The 20,564-nt window shown below is 62.1% G+C and carries 21 protein-coding genes; 12 read left to right on the forward strand and 9 right to left on the reverse strand.

Translation table 11 applies throughout. The annotated features are described in order from the left end of the window. The 6 genes from ruvX (at position 1) to BDB13_RS17365 (ending at position 5,865) form a co-directional block, all read left to right on the forward strand. Positions 1–534 (forward strand): Holliday junction resolvase RuvX, encoded by a 534-nt coding sequence (gene ruvX / locus BDB13_RS17340; protein WP_094272730.1) that lies wholly within the window; start codon positions 1–3, stop codon positions 532–534. Next, positions 531–1,844, forward strand: coding sequence for an endolytic transglycosylase MltG (locus BDB13_RS17345; RefSeq protein WP_094272731.1), 1,314 nt, complete (start codon positions 531–533; stop codon positions 1,842–1,844). The genes ruvX and BDB13_RS17345 overlap by 4 nt, the downstream gene beginning before the upstream one ends. Further along, positions 1,834–2,652 carry a shikimate dehydrogenase gene (locus BDB13_RS17350; RefSeq protein ID WP_094272732.1) on the forward strand — a complete coding sequence of 273 codons (819 nt, stop codon included), beginning with the start codon at positions 1,834–1,836 and terminating at the stop codon, positions 2,650–2,652. Before BDB13_RS17345 ends, BDB13_RS17350 begins: the two co-directional genes overlap by 11 nt. A gap of 68 nt (positions 2,653–2,720) precedes the next feature. Beyond that, positions 2,721–3,329, forward strand: a complete 609-nt coding sequence (locus BDB13_RS17355) for a prepilin peptidase (RefSeq protein WP_254922847.1) — start codon at positions 2,721–2,723, stop codon at positions 3,327–3,329. Between the two features lie 132 nt (positions 3,330–3,461). After that, entirely contained in the window at positions 3,462–3,719 is a 258-nt protein-coding gene (locus BDB13_RS17360) for a hypothetical protein (RefSeq protein WP_254922848.1), read from the forward strand. A 493-nt stretch (positions 3,720–4,212) separates the two neighbouring features. Beyond that, positions 4,213–5,865, forward strand: a complete 1,653-nt coding sequence (locus BDB13_RS17365) for an FAD-dependent monooxygenase (protein ID WP_094272733.1) — start codon at positions 4,213–4,215, stop codon at positions 5,863–5,865. A 102-nt stretch (positions 5,866–5,967) separates the two neighbouring features. On the opposite strand, the gene BDB13_RS17370 is transcribed toward BDB13_RS17365, so the two are convergent. The 6 genes from BDB13_RS17370 to BDB13_RS17400 all read right to left on the reverse strand — a co-directional run bounded on the left by BDB13_RS17370 (position 5,968) and on the right by BDB13_RS17400 (position 10,614). After that, positions 5,968–6,174 (reverse strand): hypothetical protein, encoded by a 207-nt coding sequence (locus tag BDB13_RS17370; RefSeq protein WP_141210647.1) that lies wholly within the window; start codon positions 6,172–6,174, stop codon positions 5,968–5,970. A gap of 111 nt (positions 6,175–6,285) precedes the next feature. After that, positions 6,286–7,314 (reverse strand): LLM class flavin-dependent oxidoreductase, encoded by a 1,029-nt coding sequence (locus BDB13_RS17375; RefSeq protein ID WP_094272735.1) that lies wholly within the window; start codon positions 7,312–7,314, stop codon positions 6,286–6,288. A gap of 122 nt (positions 7,315–7,436) precedes the next feature. Next, positions 7,437–7,946 carry a glucose-6-phosphate dehydrogenase gene (locus BDB13_RS17380; protein ID WP_141210648.1) on the reverse strand — a complete coding sequence of 170 codons (510 nt, stop codon included), beginning with the start codon at positions 7,944–7,946 and terminating at the stop codon, positions 7,437–7,439. A 122-nt stretch (positions 7,947–8,068) separates the two neighbouring features. Then, positions 8,069–8,365: a hypothetical protein gene (locus BDB13_RS32970; protein ID WP_094272737.1), complete on the reverse strand. Its 297-nt coding sequence runs from the start codon at positions 8,363–8,365 to the stop codon at positions 8,069–8,071. Between the two features lie 59 nt (positions 8,366–8,424). Further along, the gene (locus tag BDB13_RS17390; RefSeq protein WP_094272738.1) at positions 8,425–8,925 is read right to left on the reverse strand and encodes a GreA/GreB family elongation factor; all 501 of its coding nucleotides are present in this window, start codon (positions 8,923–8,925) and stop codon (positions 8,425–8,427) included. A gap of 456 nt (positions 8,926–9,381) precedes the next feature. Then, the gene (locus BDB13_RS17400; RefSeq protein ID WP_094274984.1) at positions 9,382–10,614 is read right to left on the reverse strand and encodes a PucR family transcriptional regulator; all 1,233 of its coding nucleotides are present in this window, start codon (positions 10,612–10,614) and stop codon (positions 9,382–9,384) included. Positions 10,615–10,828: 214 nt separating this feature from the next. Here BDB13_RS17400 and BDB13_RS17405 point away from each other — a divergent pair, with 214 nt between their 5' ends. Continuing rightward, complete coding sequence (locus tag BDB13_RS17405) at positions 10,829–11,689, forward strand: alpha/beta hydrolase family protein (protein WP_094272740.1); 861 nt, start codon at positions 10,829–10,831, stop codon at positions 11,687–11,689. A 106-nt stretch (positions 11,690–11,795) separates the two neighbouring features. Here the strand turns inward: BDB13_RS17405 and BDB13_RS17410 are convergent, their stop codons facing one another. Both BDB13_RS17410 and BDB13_RS17415 read right to left on the reverse strand, forming a co-directional pair. Beyond that, a complete protein-coding gene (locus tag BDB13_RS17410; RefSeq protein ID WP_094272741.1) occupies positions 11,796–13,304 on the reverse strand; it encodes a carboxylesterase/lipase family protein in 1,509 nt (502 codons plus the stop codon). Then, positions 13,301–13,957, reverse strand: a complete 657-nt coding sequence (locus tag BDB13_RS17415; RefSeq protein WP_206041962.1) for a TetR/AcrR family transcriptional regulator — start codon at positions 13,955–13,957, stop codon at positions 13,301–13,303. The genes BDB13_RS17410 and BDB13_RS17415 overlap by 4 nt, the downstream gene beginning before the upstream one ends. 159 nt (positions 13,958–14,116) lie before the next feature. On the opposite strand from BDB13_RS17415, the gene BDB13_RS17420 reads away from it, so the two are divergent. The 5 genes from BDB13_RS17420 (at position 14,117) to BDB13_RS17440 (ending at position 19,395) form a co-directional block, all read left to right on the forward strand. After that, positions 14,117–15,400: a PucR family transcriptional regulator gene (locus BDB13_RS17420; RefSeq protein ID WP_176459605.1), complete on the forward strand. Its 1,284-nt coding sequence runs from the start codon at positions 14,117–14,119 to the stop codon at positions 15,398–15,400. A gap of 316 nt (positions 15,401–15,716) precedes the next feature. After that, positions 15,717–16,985, forward strand: a complete 1,269-nt coding sequence (locus tag BDB13_RS17425; protein WP_254922849.1) for an MFS transporter — start codon at positions 15,717–15,719, stop codon at positions 16,983–16,985. Next, positions 16,978–18,462: an AMP-binding protein gene (locus tag BDB13_RS17430; RefSeq protein ID WP_094272744.1), complete on the forward strand. Its 1,485-nt coding sequence runs from the start codon at positions 16,978–16,980 to the stop codon at positions 18,460–18,462. Before BDB13_RS17425 ends, BDB13_RS17430 begins: the two co-directional genes overlap by 8 nt. Before the next feature lie 238 nt (positions 18,463–18,700). After that, the gene (locus tag BDB13_RS17435) at positions 18,701–19,180 is read left to right on the forward strand and encodes a DUF2975 domain-containing protein (protein ID WP_094272745.1); all 480 of its coding nucleotides are present in this window, start codon (positions 18,701–18,703) and stop codon (positions 19,178–19,180) included. An 8-nt stretch (positions 19,181–19,188) separates the two neighbouring features. After that, a complete protein-coding gene (locus tag BDB13_RS17440) occupies positions 19,189–19,395 on the forward strand; it encodes a helix-turn-helix domain-containing protein (RefSeq protein ID WP_094272746.1) in 207 nt (68 codons plus the stop codon). 83 nt (positions 19,396–19,478) lie between these two features. Here the strand turns inward: BDB13_RS17440 and BDB13_RS17445 are convergent, their stop codons facing one another. After that, positions 19,479–19,727 carry a hypothetical protein gene (locus BDB13_RS17445; RefSeq protein ID WP_094274986.1) on the reverse strand — a complete coding sequence of 83 codons (249 nt, stop codon included), beginning with the start codon at positions 19,725–19,727 and terminating at the stop codon, positions 19,479–19,481. Between the last annotated feature and the right edge of the window lie 837 nt (positions 19,728–20,564).

Consider the following 20,564-nt stretch of genomic DNA (forward strand, 5'->3'; position numbering starts at 1 on the left):
GTGGTGGCGCTGGCGGGCCCCGATCGCCCCGGTCTCGACGACCCGGGCCGCGGCCGACGCATCGCGATCGACGTAGGCAGTGTTCGGATCGGGGTCGCATCCAGTGACCCCGACGGAATTCTGGCGACACCCGTCGAAACGGTTCCCCGAGCCAAGGAACGTGGACCCGACGCGCCGGATATCCGGCGAATTATCGACATCGTGTCCGAATACGAGGCCGTGGAGGTTATCGTCGGACTGCCACAGACGCTGCGCGGCGAGCAAGGTAAAGCCGCCGGCATCGCCACTGCATTCGCCAAACGACTGCAGCGGGCCGTCGACCCGATCCCGGTGAGACTGTCCGACGAGCGACTGACGACGGTTACGGCTGCGCGCAACCTTCGCGAAAGCGGAGTCAAAGCTCGCGGTCAGCGTCCGATGATCGATCAGGCTGCGGCAGTGGAAATTCTGCAGGGTTGGCTGGACGAGCGGAGTAGATCAGTGAAACCAGGGGAGTCGTCGGGGGACGCGCCTGTGTCGGAGGACGATCTGTGAACCGGCGGTGGGATGACGGCGAGGCACAACAGCGGCCTGAGCGTTCATTCGATTTCGACAACGACGAGACCATGGTCATGCGTGCCCTACCGCAGACCATCGCCCCTCCGCAGATGTCGCGGGCCCAGGCACGCAAGCAACGTGAGGCGCAAAGCAAACGCGCCAAGCGTGGCAAGAAGGTCGGCGTCTTCGCACTTCTTTTCCTGGTGATCGCAATTCTGGGCGTCGGTGCCTACGGCGCAACCTGGTACATGGACCGCAACAAGGCGGCCGAAGATTTTGCCGGACCCGGTGGTGCTCCGGTGGTGATTCAGATCAATTCAGGGGAGACGGCGTCGGAGATCGGTGCGACGCTGGCTGCGAAGAATGTGGTTGCCAGTTCTGCAGCGTTCTACAACGCCGCCGTGAAGAACTCCGCCGAAATTCAGCAGGTTCAGCCGGGCTTCTATCAAGTGCCCGTGCAGAGCAAGGCCTCCGACGCCCTCAACTCGTTGGTTGCCCCGGCCTCCCGAGTGGGACTGGTGGTCGTTGCGGCCGGTCGTCAGCTTCACGACACCGCTGACGCGCAGACCGGTGCCCTCAAGAAGGGCATCTACAACCTCATTTCAGAGGCCAGTTGCGTTGGCAGTGCCACTGCCCAAAAATGTGTCTCTGCTGACGAATTGAACACTGCCGGAGCATCTTCCGACCTCGCCTCATTGGGTGTGCCGAGTTGGGCAATCACATCGGTGAAGGGTGTTCCGGACAAGGATCGCCAACTCGAAGGTTTGATCGCTGCCAGCAGTTGGGATTTCGATCCGACAGCAACGCCGACGGAAATCCTGCGAACTCTCGTTCAAGGCAGTGCCGAAATGTACGAGGGGACAGGCATTCTGAAGGCCGGTGCCGGTGTCGGACTCTCTCCGTACCAACTGCTGGTTGCCGCCTCGTTGGTCGAGCGCGAAGCATTGACCGACGACATGTCGAAGGTTGCGCGAGTGATCGTCAACCGGTTGGCCGTCGATCAGCCACTGCAGTTCGACTCCACCGTCAACTACTCGCTCGATACCACCGAGGTTGCCACCACGGATGCCGATCGTGCTCGGGTCACACCGTGGAACACCTACGCCATGCCAGGCTTGCCGGCCACACCGATCGCGTCGCCGAGTATTGACGCGCTCAAAGCCGTCGAATCTCCGGCACCCGGCGACTGGCTGTACTTCGTGACCATCAACAAGCAGGGCGAAACTCTCTTCACGAAGAGCTACGACGAACACCTCGCCAATATCGTTCTAGCGCAGGAAAGCGGGATTCTCGACAGTGGTCGGTAGTGCGCGCAAGGCTGCAGTTCTCGGTAGTCCGATCGAGCATTCGAAGTCGCCGTTGCTGCACCTTGCGGCGTACGAGGCTTTGGGTCTAGGGGACTGGACCTACGAGCGGATCGAGTGCACCGGTGAGCAATTGCCGGCGCTTGTCGACGGATTGGGCCCCGAGTGGGTCGGTCTTTCGGTGACCATGCCGGGCAAGATCGCGGCACTCGAATACGCGTCGGAGCGCACTGCCCGCGCTGTTGTCATCGGCTCGGCAAACACGTTGGTCCGCATCGACGGTGGTTGGCGAGCTGACTGCACCGACGTCGACGGCGTCAGTGGTGCCTTGATCGCCGGTGGCGTCGGGGATCTCACCGGAGCATCCGCAGTTGTTGTCGGAGCCGGCGGTACCGCGCGGCCTGCGTTGGTTGCCTTGGCGGACATGGGCGTTCGATCCGTAACTCTGATCGCGCGTGATCGTGGCCGTGCGTCCGGCGCCATCGACTGTGGCACGGCCGTCGGATTGGATGTGGAATTCCTTTCCTTCGACGACTCTCGTCTCGGCTCTGTCTGTGCTGAGGCCGCGGTTCTTGTCAGCACAGTCCCAGCGGATGCGGCAGCGCCCTTTGCAGCGGAACTTGGCACGGCGCGGTTTGTTCTCGACGCGATTTACAACCCTTGGCCGACGCCCCTTGCTTCGGCCGTCGAGGCGGCGGGCGGCACCGTGATCGGTGGCCTTGCGATGTTGCTCAATCAAGCCTTCGGCCAGGTGGAGCAGTTCACCGGCAAGCCCGCACCGCGAGAAGCGATGGCTGCGGCGATCGCTTAGCTTTATCCACAGTGTTGGGGTAGTCCACAACACGATTTCCAGTTCTGCTGCGCCGGGCGTTGCGCTGCATGCTCGTTCCCATGTGGATGTTGGTTGTTGCCGGTCTTGTCGCTGGCTTCGGTGCGCGCCATATTGCCGACGGTTGGTTGCGCCGAAACCTCTATGCAGGCTTTTCAGTTCGACGAGGTGTGCCGGAGTTGTGCGTCGCGGCCGGTTGGATCTTTGTCGGTGTATCGAATTCTTCTGCGGTGCAGCTTGTTTCCGGCCTTGTACTGGTGTGGTGGTGCGTAGCTGTCTCGACCGTTGACGTCGCGGTTCGCCGGCTGCCCAACAGTTTCACTCTGCCCGCGTATCTCGTCGTTCTGGCCGGCGCCGCGTTTACGGGAACGCTGTCGGCAGCGGTGGTTGGTTCTGTCATGCTCGCGGGGATGCACCTCGTCATGCATGTCGTTTCATCGACTTCCCTGGGTGCGGGGGATGTGAAGCTTGCACTTCCGCTAGGCGCAATCACCGGGTTGGCCGGCGCGCCGGTGTGGTTGTCTGCGGCGCTGTTGGCTCCGCTGTTCACGTTGGTGGTGGCCGGTGTGTTGGCGCGGCGATCGCGCTTACCGCATGGGCCGTCGATGTGTGCGGCGGCGCTGCTGGCCTTGGCCTTCGGAGTGATGGCAGAGGGATGACGATTGGCCTGCACGCCGGGCCTGTTCCGTTTTTGGGGAGGTTGTCGATCTGCGCTCGGTTTTCGAGTCAGAGTCTGCGGGTACGTGTGGAGTACTCGGATTCGGAGCTGTCGACGTGAGAAAGAGATGCGCATGATCAATCTGAATGTGACGGTCGAACATCTTCGCGACCTCCTGAACAGTAGTGCTCATGCGGAACTCGTGGCGGTAGGCGGTGGGATCGAAATTTTGGATCCCAATGAGGAAGGGTTCCAAGTCGACGGTATCTCGGTGGTTACGAGGGAGCAGCTCTTCGACAAGCTGCCATCCGGCGGTGACCCACCGAATGAGGGCGAACTGGCTTTGGCAGCTGCGTCATTGAGTCAGATGATCGCCGAACTGGGTGCATGATCGAGACTCCCTGCTTCAGGCCCTGAGCCGGCGGACTCCGAAAGCCGGCGCCTGGCCCCGAACGGAAAAGTCCCCCTCTCGCCTCGAGAGGGGGACTTTTGCCGTCCGCATTGAGCACACAACGCGGGGACCCGCTATCCGCGCCGAGCCTGCCCCCCACCACAGTCCCCGCGCCATTCACAGTAAATCCGAAGGTGTCAGAAGAGGGCGAAATCTGCGAAATGTTTGCCATTTCCCTCTCGCGGGTAAAGGGTTCCCACCTGATCAGTTCCGCAATGTCGTGCATCGGTATTGAGCGAGGCCGCGCACCCAGAAACAGGGCATTCACCCCGGATGCGCTTCGAAAGGGTGGATTTCGGGTACAGGTCGAAGAGCTTGCTCACTGCCTTCGAGCACATCATGCGACTGCCGAGAGCGGGTATGTGTCCACGCCCGGGGCAGGTCACCTCATCTTCGGATTACCCGACCTGCCGACACCAGCGAAAGGCCATCCATGTCGGACAGCATCAATGCCAGAGCAATTCACCCGGTTGTCATCGCGGGCGGCGGCCCCGTCGGAATCAGCGTCGCTCTCGAACTAGCGCGTCACGGCGTCCGCACGCTCGTGCTCGAGCAGCGTGAGCGTGGTGAATACAACTACGCACGCACCAACATCACCAACTTGCGATCGATGGAGCACTTCCGTCGCTGGGGTATCGCGGACAAGTTGCGAGCCAACGACCCCGTCGGAGACGACTTCGTGCGAAGCGCCACCTATGTGACCGCGCTGAACGGTCACGTCGTCACCGATCTGACGAACGTCTTCGCTTACTCCGAGCGTCACCCGTTCGCATCCGATCGTGCGCAGTACGCCCCAAACCCGGGTATTGAAGCGACAGTTCAGCAGGCAGCCACCGAACATCCCCTCATCGACATCAGATTCAGCTCGACTGTGATGGCGGTTGAACAGGACGGGCGGTCCGTGCGCGTCGCCTACGAAGACGCCGATGGCGAACACACGGTCGACGCCGAGTACCTCATCGCGGCAGACGGCAGTCGCAGCCCCATTCGTCACCAGGTCGGGATCCGAATGGAGGGCACGGCGAATCTCGTCCAGGCCAGCATCTGGTACATCCATGCGCCAGGACTCAAAGAGCGGATGGATGTCGGTCGGTCGTCGTTCTTCTTGTTCATCAACGAGTTTCGCGACAACATGATGCTGATTGCGCAGGACAGCGACGACCACTACATGTTTGGCCTCTTTCCGGTAGCCGACAACATCGATCCGGACAACTGGGACCAGGCTCGAGCAGCACTGTTCCGCAATGTGGGCTTCGAGTTCGACGTCGAGCCGCTCAGTGGTGGCCGCGTGCGCGTTCATTCGCTCCTGAGTCCGGAATTTCACCGCGGACGAATCTTCTTTGCCGGCGATGCGGCACACCTGATCTCCCCGATGGGTGGTTTCGGCATGAACCTCGGCATTGGGGACGCGGCCGACCTCGGCTGGAAGCTCGCTGCAGTCCTGAACGGGTGGGGCGGGCCGGCGCTGTTGCAGTCGTACGGTCACGAGCGCGCGGCCGTGATCTCCTGGATTCAGGAGGCATGCATCGGTAACACCGGTCGAAACGCGGAATCGTTTACGCTGGATGGTATTTCGGACAGTACCCCCGAGGGCGCCGAACTCCGGGCGCGCATCGGCGCGATCATCGCCGCAGTCAAGATCAAGGAGTTCAAGAGCTTCGGTGCGCAACTGGGCACGCACTACCAGGGCTCACCCATCGTGGTGCCGGACGGCACGACGCCGCCGCCCCCGAGCCAGGGCGACTACGTTCCCAGCGCGTCGCCGGGATGTCGGGCACCACACGTCTGGCTCACCGAAGAGGTCTCTCTGTACGACAGGTTCGGCGTCGGCTACACGCTGCTTGTCACCGGGGATCCCGCAACCATCGACACCTCGGTGTTCGAGGTGGCAGCGAAGGAACGTGGCATCCCGCTCGAAATCCTCGTCCCCGAATACGACGGGCTTCGCGAACTCTACGGAGCCGAACTCGCGCTCATTCGTCCCGACCAGCACGTGGCCTGGCGAGGCGATGTCCTTCCAGCTTCCGTCGAGGACGTCCTCGACATCGTCAGCGGCGTTGAGGCGAGGCAGACTACGGCCGTATGAACCCCGGAGTGCGCCCTCCCACGGATGAATCAGAATGCACACATGGCCGCAGCCCGACATCAGTCAAAGATGTCGGGCTGCGGTACAGCGCGGGGAAAATCGCTACCCGAGGGCGTAGACCATGGACCCGAGCAGGGTCATTCCGATACTCCCCATAGCGAGAAATCCGAAGCCTTCCACCGACCCCAACGGCGAAGACGTAGATAATCTGACGAATTCGGCACCGAATTGGGCGTACGTCTTGGCGACCGCGGTCAATCCGTCCACGGTCAATCCCGTGATCGCCGATAATGCCTCGATTGAACCCATGAGCACACTCATTTCGCGTTGAAGTAGACGGACCGTCTGGTTTATCGCCTTTGGGTCGTGAGTGTTACCGGCCCAGCCGCCTATTCGGCGTTCGATCCAGTCCGGGCGTAGCTAGGCTGTCGCCACCAGCGGCGCGACCTCGGTGCCGAGTAGCTCGATCCCGCGGAGCAGGTCGCTATGGGCCAGCCGAGGGTTCGTCATCTGCAGTGACAGGCGGTCCACACCGCCCAACTGTTCGCCCACGCGCAGGATCTTGTCGGCCACCGTCTGCGGGTCGCCCATAAAGAAGGCGCCGTCCGGCCCAGCGGTGGCGTCGAACTGCTGGCGAGTCGGCCGTGGGAACCCGCGCTCCCGGGAGACGTTGGTGAACATCTCGTTCCAACCGGGATAGATGGTGTCCGCCGCAGCCTGGGTGGTCTCAGCGACAAAGCCGAACACGTGCAGTCCCACCTGCAGCACCTCCGGGGCGTGGCCGGCCTGGGCCCCCATTCGCCGGTAGAGGTCGACGAGCGGGGCAAACTGGCGCGGCTCACCACCGATGATCGCGATCATCAGGGGCAAACCCAGGTGCCCGGCGCGGGCGAAAGATTCCGGGGTCCCACCAACGCCGACCCAGATCGGCAAGCGGTCCTGCACGGGCCGCGGGTAGACGCTTTGGCGGACCAACGGCGGCCGGTGTTGACCTGACCAGCTGACTTCGACGTTGTCGCGGATCTGCAGAAGCAGTTCGAGCTTTTCGTTGAAAAGTGAGTCGTAGTCGGCGAGGTCCAGGCCGAACAGTGGGAACGCCTCGGTGAAGGAGCCGCGGCCCACAACCAGGTCGATCCGTCCCTTCGAGATCAGGTCCAGGGTGGCGAACTGCTGGAAGACCCGCACCGGGTCGTCCGCGCTGAGCACCTTGACCGCACTGCCGAGCCGAATTCGTTCCGTCCGAGCGGCCGCTGCGGCCAGGATGATCTGCGGTGCCGAGTCGTAGTACTCGCTGCGGTGGTGCTCGCCGATGCCGAACGAATAGAGCCCGACTTGATCGGCGAGGGTGATCTCTTCGAGCAGGTGCGCCATCCGCTCAGCCGGACCGATCACACGGTTATCAGTCGGGTCGGTCACGGACGAGACGAAGCTGTCGATGCCCAGATGCATGAGTTGGCCTCTCGATTCGGGCGGGACGGGTGCACCCAGCCCCGGGGTGTCGATTCAACCACCTCGAAGCGGAGGTCTGGCCGAAGCAGAGCGGCGGAGACTGCGAGTTCTACGACTGCCGCTTATTCGGCGCTAGCGGATTGGGTGGAGTGGCCCTCGTCGAACAAGTCCAGGCACAGAACCTGGTGGTCATCGAGCATCCGGCGAAGGGTCGCGTCGAGCGGCCAGGGAAACGTGAGTTCGTGGCCGAATCGGTCGTCCACCGCCACCGCCGTCGACTCCGGCGGCAGGAGCGTCGCATCGGTCAGTTCGACGATCGACTCGAACAATGTCGGCGGCGCAGCGAGGTAGTACAGAGTGTGGCGAGTGCTCGACCCCGTAAACCCCGCGGTGTACAGCAGTCCATGCGGTGTGATGATCAAGCGATCCGATGTGATCACAGCGTTGCCGTTGATCTTCTCGGTGTTGGCCCATTCCACCGCCGCGATCCGGGCCTCTCCCACGCGTCGTCGGGTGTCGTCGGAAAGCAATCTGTCGACGTCTGCCCGACGCACCCGCGGATAGGACTCGGTCCCGAGATCGAAATGACGTTGCAGGACCTCGTCGAAGTAGTTGAACAACCGCTCGCTCATCGCTGCTCCTCCCACTGACAACTTACGCTCAATGTGGGCACTGATCACCGTCGAACGGGCACCGGTTCCGGTATTCCGCACAGGGTTCCGCCTCGTTTGTTGCGGGCGTGAGCCTGGGGCAATCAATGCTCGTCGTAGTGCTCACCGTGTGCAGCGTGTCGATGACCATCGTGGACGTAGTCCGTGTGATCGCCGTGCGGGATGGCGACGTGGCCGCACCCTTCACCATGGATGTGGTCGTGACCCTCGTGCACGTGGTGCTCGCCCGTCTCACATTCGTCGACATGGTCGCCGTGGGCGCGGTGAAGGTGCCCGTCATGCACGTAGTCGACGTGGTCACCATGAGGAACGGCAACGTGGCCGCACCCTTCTCCATGAATGTGTTCGTGTTCGGTGTGTTGGTGATGCTCTGTTGTCATCGGACGCTCCTTCGTTCGTTGTCGGATTGTTGATGCCGCCCAATGGGATCGGGGTCGTTTCAGGGGGAGGCGTCGGGTCCGGCCGGCAGGTTCACTGCCAGCAGTTGAACCTGCCGCGATCCCTGCGGCGTCATGTAGTTCACGGTGTCGCCTGGTTGATGGCCGGCGAGAGCGATACCCAATGGGCTGTCGGCGGTGAGAGTGACATCGTCCCCACCGCGCCGCGTCTCTTCGGTGATCACAACGACGCGCAACTTTCTGATCCCGTCGTCGGGAAACTGCACGGTCACCTCCGCGCCGTCGGGAAAGGCGCCGGGTGTGCTGGGTGTGGCCCAGCCCCCGAGCAGGGCCTCGAGTTGGTCGATCCGATCATCGATCAGTGCCACGTCGTCGGCGCGTTCCAGATCATCGGCTGCGTCGCCTTGATCCCCGACGGTGTCATGGTCGTTGGTGATTTCTGAGGCCATTCGATCTCGCTGTTTCCTCAGATCAGCCAATTCTGTGGCCAGGCGCGCCCGCGACTGCTCCGACAGCGCTCCGGAATCGGAATTCTCAGTCATCGTCAGGCTCCTGTGCAGTTGGCGCGGATCGGACTCTGGTCCCGTATGTGGGGCATCGACGAATTCTCGCGCTCGCCGCCGAGGATGCCGCCTTTGAAGTCTTCGAAGGCCTGTAGTGAATCCACGAGAAGTGATTGCGCTCGTTTCGAAGTAGCCGGGGCCACTGGGCCCGGCCGTAGGATCGAAACCTGGGTTTTGCCTCACCATCTCATGCAACGCCGCGTGGGCCGCGTTCGCAATCGTCAATTCGAAAGATTGTCTGGGCGGTACCGATGGTGCTCACTACGCCGCCTCGGCGACATTCTCGATGTCCTCATGGACCTACCGTTGATTGCACACATCGCAGCATTCGATATTGGCGCACTGCGTGAAGTGTCCGCCGCCGAATCGATGTCGTAGCGACAACTGACATACGGCTGCACGGTGATCTGGTCTCGCCGCGAGCTCCGTGATCACTCACCTCGCCGCCACCGCTGCAACGAGCCGCACCAGGTCCAGTGCTGTGCCGACGTCCAAGCCAGTGAGTGTGGCGACTTTCCGCAGCCTGTAGACCACCGTGTTCGGGTGCACGTGTAACGCAGCAGCCGCGGCGGACCTGTCGCAGCCTGCATCGAGGTATGACTCCAGGGTCTCGAGCAGGACCGGGTGGGATTCCAACGGCGACAGAAGGTCTGCGAGCAACGGCGTCGCTGCGCTCGGCCGGGTCAGGTGATATTCGAGCGCGAGGTCCCGGAGTCGCACGGTGCCGTTGCCGAGTCCGCAGCGGCGGGCGACGTCGAGGACCTCCTGGGTCTGCTTGTACGTCTGTGACACTTCCTGTGGCGCGGCCACCGACACTGCCGTCAGGACCTCGGAGCCGATCGTCCGTTCCATGTCCCGCATGTTCCGGCTCAGTTGCGCGTACTGAGGACTGTCGTGCCAATCGTCCACTCCCGGGTCGGGCTCGAGAATCGGGATCAGGACCCCGCCGCCACTGCTGGTGAGCATGCTCAACGCGTGGTCGCGGCCGACGTTGTCCAGCTCGCGCTGCAATCGCCGTACCTTCCGGCGCTCTGCTACCACGGCGTCGATAACGGCCGATTGCTCGTCGGGGTGTGGTTCGACGTGGAGCGATAGCACCCAGTACAGGCGCGGAAGATTGACACCGAACCGCTCCGCCGTACCCGCAGCGTTCGATCCGGTCGTCAACTCCAGGAACAACTCTCGCCGTGCGGGGTCGTTCTCGCCGTGAGCCGCCGGATCGGAGCCGTAACCCGCCAATACCGCAGTGGTGGCTGCCCGCAGGTGCTTGTGTAACAGCGCCCCGGCCCGCGACAGGTCAGTGGTGTCCTCGGGTCCGGCGAGGTCACCAATCAAGGTCCACCAGTACTCCACAGTGAGGTGATAGGCGTGAAGCACCTCCGCCAGGGGTACCAGTTCTTCCGCCCGTCGCCGCGCCGAATCACGGATCCGCATCAATCGCCCGTCGCCTGTCGCCTGCGACGACCGCAGGCTCGTGATGAGCGCCTCGAAGTTGCACAGGATGATCGCCGCAACGTCGCTGCGTACCGCTTCTGCCGGCAGCAACCGGTAGAACGGCACCTGCCGCCATATCAACTCGACCGTCTCCGCCACGATCGTATGGGTGCGCTGGGCGAGCTGATCGGCGACCGGTCGTCCGCCGAGGACGATGATTTTGTCTACAGACACAACACTTCTCCGATAGTCGGTTCGCTCGAACAACGGCGGCCTGTCACCTTCCGGCAAGTATGTAATACGCGTCACTTCGGGATCGAAAAATTCGACCGTATGGAGCCGCGGATTTCATCGACCTCGCTGCCCGTCGGGTGGATGGGGACTCAATTCGTATGTGGTCCAGTCGCGTTGACTGACCACGCCGATCCACTTCGAAAGGTAGACCTTCATGCGGAAATCTCTCAAACTGTTCGCGAACGCTGCAGCGACTGTTGCGCTGTGCGCGACACTCGGGCTTACCGGCCCGGCCGGAACGGCGTCCGCCGAGACGCCCGGGATCCCGAGTGTCGGGCACGACTGGGCGGGTGCAGGGCCGTACACGCCGAACGTCTCGATCGGGCTGGTACATACTCTGTACTACCCGCATGAGCTCGGCGCACGCGGCGAGAAGCACCCCGTTGTTATCTGGGGGAATGGGACCGGCGTGCTCCCCGGTGCGTACACCTCGTTGTTGCGCCACTACGCCAGCCACGGATTCATCGTGGTCGCCGCCAATACTCCGGCGAGCAACTTCGCCGTCACGATGCGGTCGGGAATTGACCTCATCGCGGGCAAGGCAGCCAACCCATCGAGCGTCTTCTTCGGCAAGGTCGACTTGGAACACATTGGTGCGGTGGGGCACTCGCAGGGTGGGTCTGCAGCGATCAACGCCGCGATCGACGATCGCGTCGACACCGCCGTCGCGATCCAGCCAGGCCCTCTCAACGATGTCGACCTCATCGACGAACCCGTCCTCTATCTCGCTGGTGAGGCCGACGCAATCGTCTGGCCGGCGGTAGTGCGGGCGATGTACCAGGACGCCGCCCACGTGCCCGCCGAGTATCTGGAAGTGCGCGGCGCCACGCACTTCGGCACATCGATCACCGGCGGCGATATGCGCGGACCGAGCACGGCGTGGCTGCGGTACTGGCTACTCGACGATCCGAACGCCCGCACCGAGTTCTTCGGCGCGAGTTGCGGATACTGCACTGACACCCAGCAATTCTCGGACTTCGACCGCAACGATCTGGCCCTGCAGATCCCGGGCTGACGGCCAAGTCCCGCGCTCGAGGCACTGTGTGCGCTGCGCGTAGTGGGGGTCGCCCCGTCGAAGGCATGGTCTTCGGCGGGGCAACGAGCACATCGAACAGCGGTGGTCACCGGATGCCGTTCCACAGTTTCCGTTGTGGTGCATGCGGATCCGTCTGCACGGCGGAGACGGTGCCGAAGCACATGGTCGCTCGGTCTCGAACGGTGTACGGCACCCAGCCGGGATCCCCGTGGGTCGCGAATGCAATCCACGCAGCATGCATTGTGTCGGCCAAATCCTGCGGCGGGCGTGCTCCCACCACGTTCTCGAACCCCCCGAGGCCGAGGTTGTCGAAGACGAACGGGATCTCGGCGGTATGGCACGCGCCCAGTCGGCCGTCGAACGTCGGTGGTTGCCAAGCAAATTCGTAGGCGTAGGTGCGTCCCCGGCCGTTATCGGAATGCGCCTCGGCCAACCGGATAGCGGGCATGCGGTAGAACCAGTCGGTGCCGACGGCCGCGAGCAGGTCCCCGGGACCGCCATTCGGATGGGCTTCTCGGTAAACCGGTAGCGCGTCATCGGGGTCGAGTCCGTACGCGGCGACCGCGCCGTGCAACAGCCCGGCTGTGACCGCGTCGATCGCGCCGACCGGAACCAGGAAGTAGCGGAATTCCTCTGTGTTGCATCCGATCAGCACATCGACGTTGCCGCTGGCGCCGGACGCGATCGCTTCGGGCGGCGCGACCGGCAGCACGTCGCCGTCCACCACGGGCTCGAACGGCATGAGGTTGCGTGTCACCTCACCCCACCGTTGCGGATTCGGGTCGGCTGACACCGCTGCCCGCAACTGCTGCTGGGCGGCCAGTATCCGGTCCGTGGGCACGGCGGCGAGGGCTTCCGGGGTTGGCGAAATCTCCAGCAGGGAAGCTAGTTCTGCCGAGATCCGCTCGGCGGTCTCGGGCCGTATCGTGTGGTGGGCCGCGCCGCTCTGCAGGATTGCGCGCTGGAACAAGCCTTCGGCTGGTGGGGAGGCGAGTAGCGCTCCGATGCTCATCGCGCCTGCGGATTCGCCGAATACCGTTACCGTCGTGGGGTCGCCGCCGAAGGCGGAGATATTGTCGCGAACCCAGCGCAACGCCGCGATTTGGTCGCGCAGGCCGAGATTTGTGGTCTGCCCGCGTAGATGTCCGAACCCGTCGATGCCGAGCCGGTAGTTGATTGTCACCAGGACGACACCGTCGCGGGCGAATGCGGTGCCGTCGTAGGCGGTGGTCGAACCGGAGCCGTTGGTGAACGCACCACCGTGGATCCACACCATCACCGGCGCTGCGCCGTTCGGGTTCGGGGTCCACACATTGAGGTTCAGGTAGTCCTCGCCCGGGATGAACACTTCGGAAATCAGCGCATCATAGGGAGGTACATACGGGGAGGCCGGTGCGGTGGGTCCGTACTCGGTCGTGTCTCGTACTCCGTCCCACGGGGGACAGGGCTGGGGTGGAGCGAACCTACGCGCACCGACCGGTGCAGCTGCATACGGAATGCCCTTGAAAGAGACCACGCCCGTCGCCTCGTCCGTCCGGCCGCGTACTGCTCCGTCGGTGGTGGTGACGACCACACTCTGCGCGGCGCGTGTCATCGGACTGCTCCTTCGTCTGCTCCGACGATGCGCAGGGCGTAGCGAACATAGTTGTCGGCCACCTCGTCCGGCGCAAACGGCGCATCCGGTCCGAACCACTGCGCCACCTGCATGGCCATCCCGCCGATGGCTATTGCGCCCAATTGGACGTTCTCGATTCGGAAAACGCCGGCGCGGACGCCGAGTTCGAGCGAATCGATCAGCAGTCTGCTGCAGGACGACCGCAATTCCAACGCTGGCGCGACCAATTCCTCAGGTAGCGCGTGCAGCTCCGAGTTCGTCACCACGGCCAGCAGGGGAAAATCCGTGTGCAGCAGCACATGCTCGCGAACCAACGCTGACAGCTGCGCCACCGCTGCAGGCTCGGCGGCCGCCAGCGCGTTCGTCAGCCGTGCATGCAGCTCGCGGTGTCCGATCAGCACTAACTCGGCCAGGATCTGTTCCTTGGATCGGTAATGCGCATACAGGCTCGCCGAGGTGATCCCGACCTCGCCGGCGATCCTACGGATGGATACCGCGCTGTATCCGGATTCGGCGAAGAGTGCCAGTGCGGCTCGAAGTATCTTCCCCCGCGTTCCGGCAGGCGCCACGCCATTGGGTAGTTCCGCGGGCCCCGCGCCTACTCGCTGCGGTTTCCATACCGACACATCCACGTCAGACCCCTCCGTTACCTCAGATCAGTTGCCTACCGATCGATCGGTTGACAGTGTATGCCAAAAAGCTCGATAGTTAGGCAATTCTCGATGACAACCGATCGATTGGTAGGGAAATCTAGTGGAAAATCTGGCGACCACACTGATGGGGGTGCCGCTGTGACTTCTACGAAACCGCGGGACGCCGAGCGCCGGGAAGGAGTAGACCCTCGGCTGGTCGAAGTATGCCTCGGCATGACCGCGCGAATAGACGAAATAGCATTTCGAATCGCAACGAAGCTGTGCGATCAAGAGTCCGCCTACGAGGTGGTGATGCCTCTGGGCCAGCTGGCGGCTGCGGTGAGTGACAACATCGCCGGTCTGATCGACAGTGTTCGGTTGAACCGTGTGCTGGCCTTCGCGGTTCCGCACACCACCGGCCGCCGCAGGGCAGAGCAAGAGCTCCCACTTGAAACCGTTCTGTCTGCATACCGTCTCGGTGTTATGCATATCTGGGAGGAACTTGTCTCTGGATGCGAGGATTCGGACCGTCGGGACTCCGGCGAGTTCGGGCCGGCGCCGGCAAGCCGTGCACTCCTTGGGTCTGCCTCGGTGCTGTGGGCGGCGTTCGATATGTATGCACACGACCTCGCTGCGGCCTATCAGGCTGTTGCCAGTGAACAGCTTCAGCGAAACCATCGCAGACGCCAATCGTTGTTGAATATGCTGTTCAGTGGCGACTCAGGTTCGGATCAGACGCTGGTAGAGGTAGCGGGCCAGCTTCGAATGCCTTCGACCGGCACGTTCATCGTCCTCGCGACCGATCCGATCTTGTGCGGTTCGGATGCCTCGGAAACTGCGCGGGTCGACTTGGCCGATCTTGTAATCCAGTCGGTCTGGAAATCGGAATCTCGTTCAGATCTCGCGTTGATCGCTCTCAATGGCAGCGCCGATAGGCACCGTCTGATCCGGAACATCGCTCGCCTCGAACTCGGACGGGTCGGTATCAGCCGGCCTTTCACGGGTCTGAGCACAATCCCGGCGGCAGTCACTCAGGCACGTTTGGCCCGTAATGCCGGGCGCGCGGGACAGCAGGTCGTGACCGATTTCGACGCCGCGCAAGTGGCCGCGCTGATCATCAGTTCTCCCGACCTCGCAAACGGACTGCAGCAGCATGTTTTCGGAGCTTTGCGGCACATGACGACGGTGGAGCAGGACGTTCTCATCGGCACGCTGCGGGCGTGGTTCGACTGCGCCGGATCGACTGAGGCAGTCGCCGTTGCCTTGCACTGTCATCCCAACACTGTCCGGTATCGACTCAACAAACTGATGAATCTGCTGCAACGAGATTTGAAGTCTCCACTCGATGTCGTCGACCTGTACCTTGCGTCGGAGGCGAGGCGATTGAACGGCAGTCGAGCGGTCGCGAAGTTGCCGTTCACCCGCTCTCCGGTGGAGAAGTAGAACTGATCTTCGCGTCGCACGGGAGCCTCGTTGTGCCCGGATTCGTGCCGATGGACGCGTGAGTGTTGCGCGCCTCGCCAACGGACGTCGGCGCGGACGGTCGTCGTTCAATTGTTGCTGGCCACAAAACATTCGGCGAATGGTTGGGGTGGCTTGACCGTCGGAACTGTGCGCTGACAGTGTCGGCCTCGGTCGATGTGACCTCGGTCTCGGTGATAGCAACAAACCGGGCCATTCTGACTAGATCTGGAGAATCCCGATGACTGCAAATCAGTCTCCCGTCGTGTCCAATGGGACAGAGACGAAGGAGGCCCCCGTGAGGCCGTCCTCGCTGCCAAGTGGGACGCGCGCTCGACGCGCGGCTTGGGCGGGTGGCGTGGGTACGGTGATCGAGTACTACGATTACTCGCTCTACGGCTTCTTGGCGGTGACGATTGCACCGTTGTTCTTCCCTGCTGCGGATCCGACGGCGGCTTTGATGTCGGCGTTGCTGCTGTTCGCGACCGGATTTTTGCTTCGCCCGTTCGGTGGTTTGATCTTCGGTCGGATCGGTGATCGGTTCGGACGTAAGCAGGCATTGTTGGCAACCCTGTTGGCGATGGGGCTGGCCAGTACGGGAATCGGATTGTTGCCGACGTACGAGAGTATCGGGGTGTGGGCCACGCTGTTGTTGGTCGCGCTACGCGCAGTCCAAGGGTTGTCTGCCGGTGGTGAACTCGGCGGGTCGATGACGTTCATCGCCGAGTCCACGGATGCCGGCAAGCGTGGGAAATACGGTGCGGCCAGCGCCCTTGGTATCACCGTCGGTTTCGCCGCCGCTGGTGCGGTTGTCGGTTTGGTCTCTCTCGGGTTGACGAGTGATCAGTTCGCGTCGTGGGGCTGGCGGGTTCCGTTTCTGCTGACCTTGCCGTTGTGCCTGTTCTGCCTGTGGTTGCGCACGCGGTCGGAGGAGACTCTGTCGGAAAAGGATGCAAAGGGATCCCTGAAGAGTCTGTTGGTCGACGATTCGCGGGGCTTGGTGTTGACGACGGTGGCGAGCATCGCTGTCAACGGCACGTCCTACATTGGGCTGGGTTATCTCAGCGTGCATCTGATTCGGGTTCTCGAGTTGCCGAAGACTTCTGTGTACTGGATTGCCGTGGCGGCCATGTTGTCTGCCGGTGGTGCGGCGTTGTTCGCTGGTCGGCTTGCCGATCGTGTCGGATTGATGAGGGTGACACGAGGCTTCATGATCGTTTTTGCGATCATTGCGGTGCCGGCCTTCGCCGCCATGTCGACAGGAAATCTCTGGCTGGTTCTCATTGCCTATGTCGCGTTGATGTCTGCTGCGATCGCTGCGGGGGCTCCGGTGCTGGCGAGCGTGCCGATGCTGTTCAAGACCGAAAATCGCTATACCGGTTCAGCTTTGGGTTGGAACCTGGGCGCTATCACTGCTGGCGCGACCACTCCGTTGATCGCGTTCTGGTTGGTCGAACAACTGTCGAGTTCGATAGCGCCGGCCGGCATGTGCCTACTTGCTGCTGTCATCGGCGTCGTTGTCACTTTCCCGATCGGCCGTCATTTGGAGCGTCGTAAAAATGCTTGAATACGGTAAGGACGGTCGCACACCGATCGGGGCTGCTCTGGCACGACTTGCAGCGGAGGCGCCAAACCGTCCTGCCATTACCGTCGGCGGCACAGTGCTCACCCGCGCCGAGCTCGAAGCGCGTACCAACCGGCTCGCCAGGGCATATCTGGACTTGGGGGCACGCCCAGGCTCGTTCGTCACGATCGCTCTACCGAACGGTGTCGGATTTCTGGAATCGACGCTCGCAGTCTGGAAGATCGGTGCAACCCCGCAACCGATCTCGCACCGGCTGCCGCCGCGCGAACTGGACGCCATCATCGAACTTGCGGATCCCACACTTGTCGTGGGAATTCCGGCGAAAGCCGGCCGCCTGTCCGTTCCCGCCGACTACGTGCCCTCCGACGAGCTGTCCGACTCTCCGTTGCCGGATGCCATTGCCCCCTCCCTGAAGGCCCCCACCTCCGGCGGGAGCACAGGACGTCCAAAGCTCATCGTGTCTACAGAAGAAGCGACCACCGAAGCTCTCGCCCGATTCGGTGCGCTGATTCGGATACTCCCGAACAGTGTCTTGTTGTCCACCGGTCCGCTCTCCCACAACGGGCCGTTGTTCAGCACCGCTGCAGCTCTTCTCACAGGCTGCCACGTGATCGTTATGGAACGATTCGACGCCGAGGCTGCGCTCGAAGCTGTCGCGCGGTACCGCGTCGAATGGATGTATTCGGTCCCCACAATGTTGAGCCGAATCGCCGCCCTACCCGAAGCCGTGCGAGCAGCCACAGACCTCACGTCGTTGCGAACGGTGATGACTGTGGCTGCGCAGTGCCCGCAAGCACTGCGCGAATTCTGCCTGGACTACTTCGGACCGGATGTGATGCTCGAGTTGTTTGCAGCGACCGAAGCGCATTCTTTGGTCATCGGCGATGGTCACGGGTGGCTCGCGCGGCCCGGAACCGTGGGACGCCCTGTTGTCGGTGAGATCGAAGTACGGGACGAAGCTGGCAATGCCGTCGGGCCCGGAAAGGTTGGTGAGTTGTGGATGCGTCGTAGCGAGAACGAGGCAGGCCCTTACCGCTACATCGGATCGACAGCTCAACAAAGCGATGATGGTTGGGAGACGGTAGGGGACCTCGGCAGACTGGATGAGGAGGGTTATCTGTATCTGGCCGACCGAAAAATCGACATGATCGTGGTCGGTGGATCTAATGTCTACCCGGCCGAAGTGGAGAGTGCATTGGAAGAACACCCCGCTGTGACAGCAGCGTGTGTAGTGGGCTTGCCCTCGACGGACTACGGACAGACGATCCATGCAGTTCTGAATGTTTCCGCCGACGTCAGTGACGACGAGCTCCTGGCACATCTGCGCGAACGTGTTGTGCCCTACAAGTTTCCGCGATCCATCGAGCGCGTCGACTACCAATTACGAGACGAAGCCGGCAAGACGCAGCGAAGCAGAGTACGTCAGCAGGTTATGTCCGCGGCCGGAAATGTCTCTTAGTTCGAAAGCTCTTTCGGGACAACGGATTGGATGACTATGACCAGCCCGGTCACCTGCCGGAATTGCGAGTCCGGCAGGTGACCGGGACTGACTTCGGGGAAGCGCCGGCACGCCGGTAGCCGGACAAGATGTTGACACGTGATCGGGCGGTCAGCAGGTAGCCCAATTCCCGCCAGAGTTCGAGTCTAACGATAAATATATATTGACAAACGATATGTGCAAACCATACGGTGGCTGCATGAACAGAGGCGCAGCAGCATTTCTTCAGGTCGTCGCTGCCTTCGTAGGGCTTGGCGCGCTTGCTCTCCTGCTGTGGGAACCTCACCTCGAGGGCAGAAACGCGCACTCAACGCTCTTCGAGATCTACTTCAACGATCCCTTCTTGATTTGTGCGTACATCGCGTCCATCCCCATCTTTGTGGCGCTCTATCAGGCAATAAAGGTCATCGGATATGCGGGAAAGAACACGATCTTCTCATCAGCGACGGTGAAGGCTGTGCGAACCATCAAGCGCTGTGCAATCGCCGTTATCGGGTTCGCCGTGGGATTCGAAATCTATATCTTCGTGGTTAACAAATCGGACGATAGAGCCGGCGGAGTCGTCATCGGAGTGCTTATCGCCTTCGTTGCCATTGTGATTGCCACCGGAGCGGCCATGTTCGAACGGATTTTGCAAAGCGCCGTGGACCTGAAATCCGAGAACGATTTGACGGTGTGACGAGACCTATGGCAATCATTATCAACATCGACGTCATGCTGGCGAAGCGGAAGATGAGCGTTACCGAGCTGGCTGACAAAGTCGGAATCACGATGGCTAACATTTCCGTTTTGAAAAACGGTAAGGCAAGGGCGATCCGATTTTCGACGTTGGAAGCGGTCTGCGAAGCACTGGAGTGTCAGCCGGGTGACATCTTGGAATACAAGAAGGACTGAACTCCGACATCGACATCGAGACCGACCGACTCGGGCACCCGAACCGCGCAGACGCCGCACGTCCCCGCATATCACCGAGAGATTCAAGCGAGTTTGAGGCCACCCTCGGCGGCGAAGACCAAGCGGCCGTCGTCGAGGGCGATCGCCCACCGCTGCACCGGCGCCCAATCACGGCCCAGGTCAGAGTTGTCGATGACGGACTCGGCGAAGTCCGCGACAACGACACCAATCCGAGGTTTGGTATCACCGGACCGTGATCCGGAGGTCGGGATGACAGTGACCCGAGAACCGACCGTTATGACATCAGCAGGTTGAGCACCAGAATTGGGCATGCACCTGATTCTGGCAGAGATCTGCACAGTCCGGGAGGTGAGATCGACGGAGAACCCTCGTGACAGCAACGGCTTCCCGATTCCGGTCACCTGTCGCTGGTTGTCCGCGCGCGTTCGGCAAGGGCGAGTGGGTGTAGGTCGACGAGCGTGTTCTGGTGGAGGTTGGACCCGATGTATCTGACGTCAACTCTGACGCAGTCGTTTGGACTTTCACGGACTTTCCCTCCAAGGATGACTTGCTGCGCGACGTGGTCGATCAACTTCTGACGACGATCCCACCGATACCGGCTGGAGTGGGGTGGGTTGAAGGCTCACGCCAATATGCCCCCAACCTCCGAAAGATCGCTCTGGAGAATCCGGAGTGGATTAGGTTGCTATCGCCGTTGCGCCCGACGCCCTACGGATTGGCGCGCGCTGAGTCCACACTTCAAGTACTGCAGGGGAGGGGTGGTCGGGAGAGCAGTCTGTCGCTGTGTACATCGCGATGTACGGATTTGCGCTCGGGCATGCGAACCTGGACGCGGCCCGGTGTCGGTCTCGGAGCCGGACCGATTCTGGTCGTTGAAATTCTCGGACGTGCCGGCGGAGCGGTATCCGGCACTAGCGGCACTCGCCGATTGCCTCGACAGTGCTTCGGCGACGACGGAATTCGAGCGTGCGTTGGAAAGACTTTTGACGGCACTCCAGATTGAAGTGCAATCCGACGCCCGATGAGTGCCGCAGCGAGTAGAGGTGTTTCCACTCTCCTTGGAACTTCTCTGGATCGACCGGTGAGTCCGGAAAACTAGCGGCATATCGCGATCCGGAGTGGCGAATTGCTGCGCACAATTCCTTGGG

Source organism: Rhodococcus sp. OK302 (genome assembly GCF_002245895.1).
Classification (GTDB): Bacteria; Actinomycetota; Actinomycetes; order Mycobacteriales; family Mycobacteriaceae; genus Rhodococcus_F.

Coding starts and splice junctions, on each gene's coding strand:
- BDB13_RS17355 (WP_254922847.1), top strand. CDS start 2,721: ATGCTCGTTCCCATGTGGATGTTGGTTGTTGCCGGTCTTGTCGCTGGC.
- BDB13_RS17360 (WP_254922848.1), top strand. CDS start 3,462: ATGATCAATCTGAATGTGACGGTCGAACATCTTCGCGACCTCCTGAAC.
- BDB13_RS17365 (WP_094272733.1), top strand. CDS start 4,213: ATGTCGGACAGCATCAATGCCAGAGCAATTCACCCGGTTGTCATCGCG.
- BDB13_RS17370 (WP_141210647.1), bottom strand. CDS start 6,174: ATGGGTTCAATCGAGGCATTATCGGCGATCACGGGATTGACCGTGGAC.
- BDB13_RS17375 (WP_094272735.1), bottom strand. CDS start 7,314: ATGCATCTGGGCATCGACAGCTTCGTCTCGTCCGTGACCGACCCGACT.
- BDB13_RS17380 (WP_141210648.1), bottom strand. CDS start 7,946: ATGAGCGAGCGGTTGTTCAACTACTTCGACGAGGTCCTGCAACGTCAT.
- BDB13_RS32970 (WP_094272737.1), bottom strand. CDS start 8,365: ATGACAACAGAGCATCACCAACACACCGAACACGAACACATTCATGGA.
- BDB13_RS17390 (WP_094272738.1), bottom strand. CDS start 8,925: ATGACTGAGAATTCCGATTCCGGAGCGCTGTCGGAGCAGTCGCGGGCG.
- BDB13_RS17405 (WP_094272740.1), top strand. CDS start 10,829: ATGCGGAAATCTCTCAAACTGTTCGCGAACGCTGCAGCGACTGTTGCG.
- BDB13_RS17410 (WP_094272741.1), bottom strand. CDS start 13,304: ATGACACGCGCCGCGCAGAGTGTGGTCGTCACCACCACCGACGGAGCA.
- BDB13_RS17430 (WP_094272744.1), top strand. CDS start 16,978: ATGCTTGAATACGGTAAGGACGGTCGCACACCGATCGGGGCTGCTCTG.
- BDB13_RS17435 (WP_094272745.1), top strand. CDS start 18,701: ATGAACAGAGGCGCAGCAGCATTTCTTCAGGTCGTCGCTGCCTTCGTA.
- BDB13_RS17440 (WP_094272746.1), top strand. CDS start 19,189: ATGGCAATCATTATCAACATCGACGTCATGCTGGCGAAGCGGAAGATG.
- BDB13_RS17445 (WP_094274986.1), bottom strand. CDS start 19,727: ATGCCCAATTCTGGTGCTCAACCTGCTGATGTCATAACGGTCGGTTCT.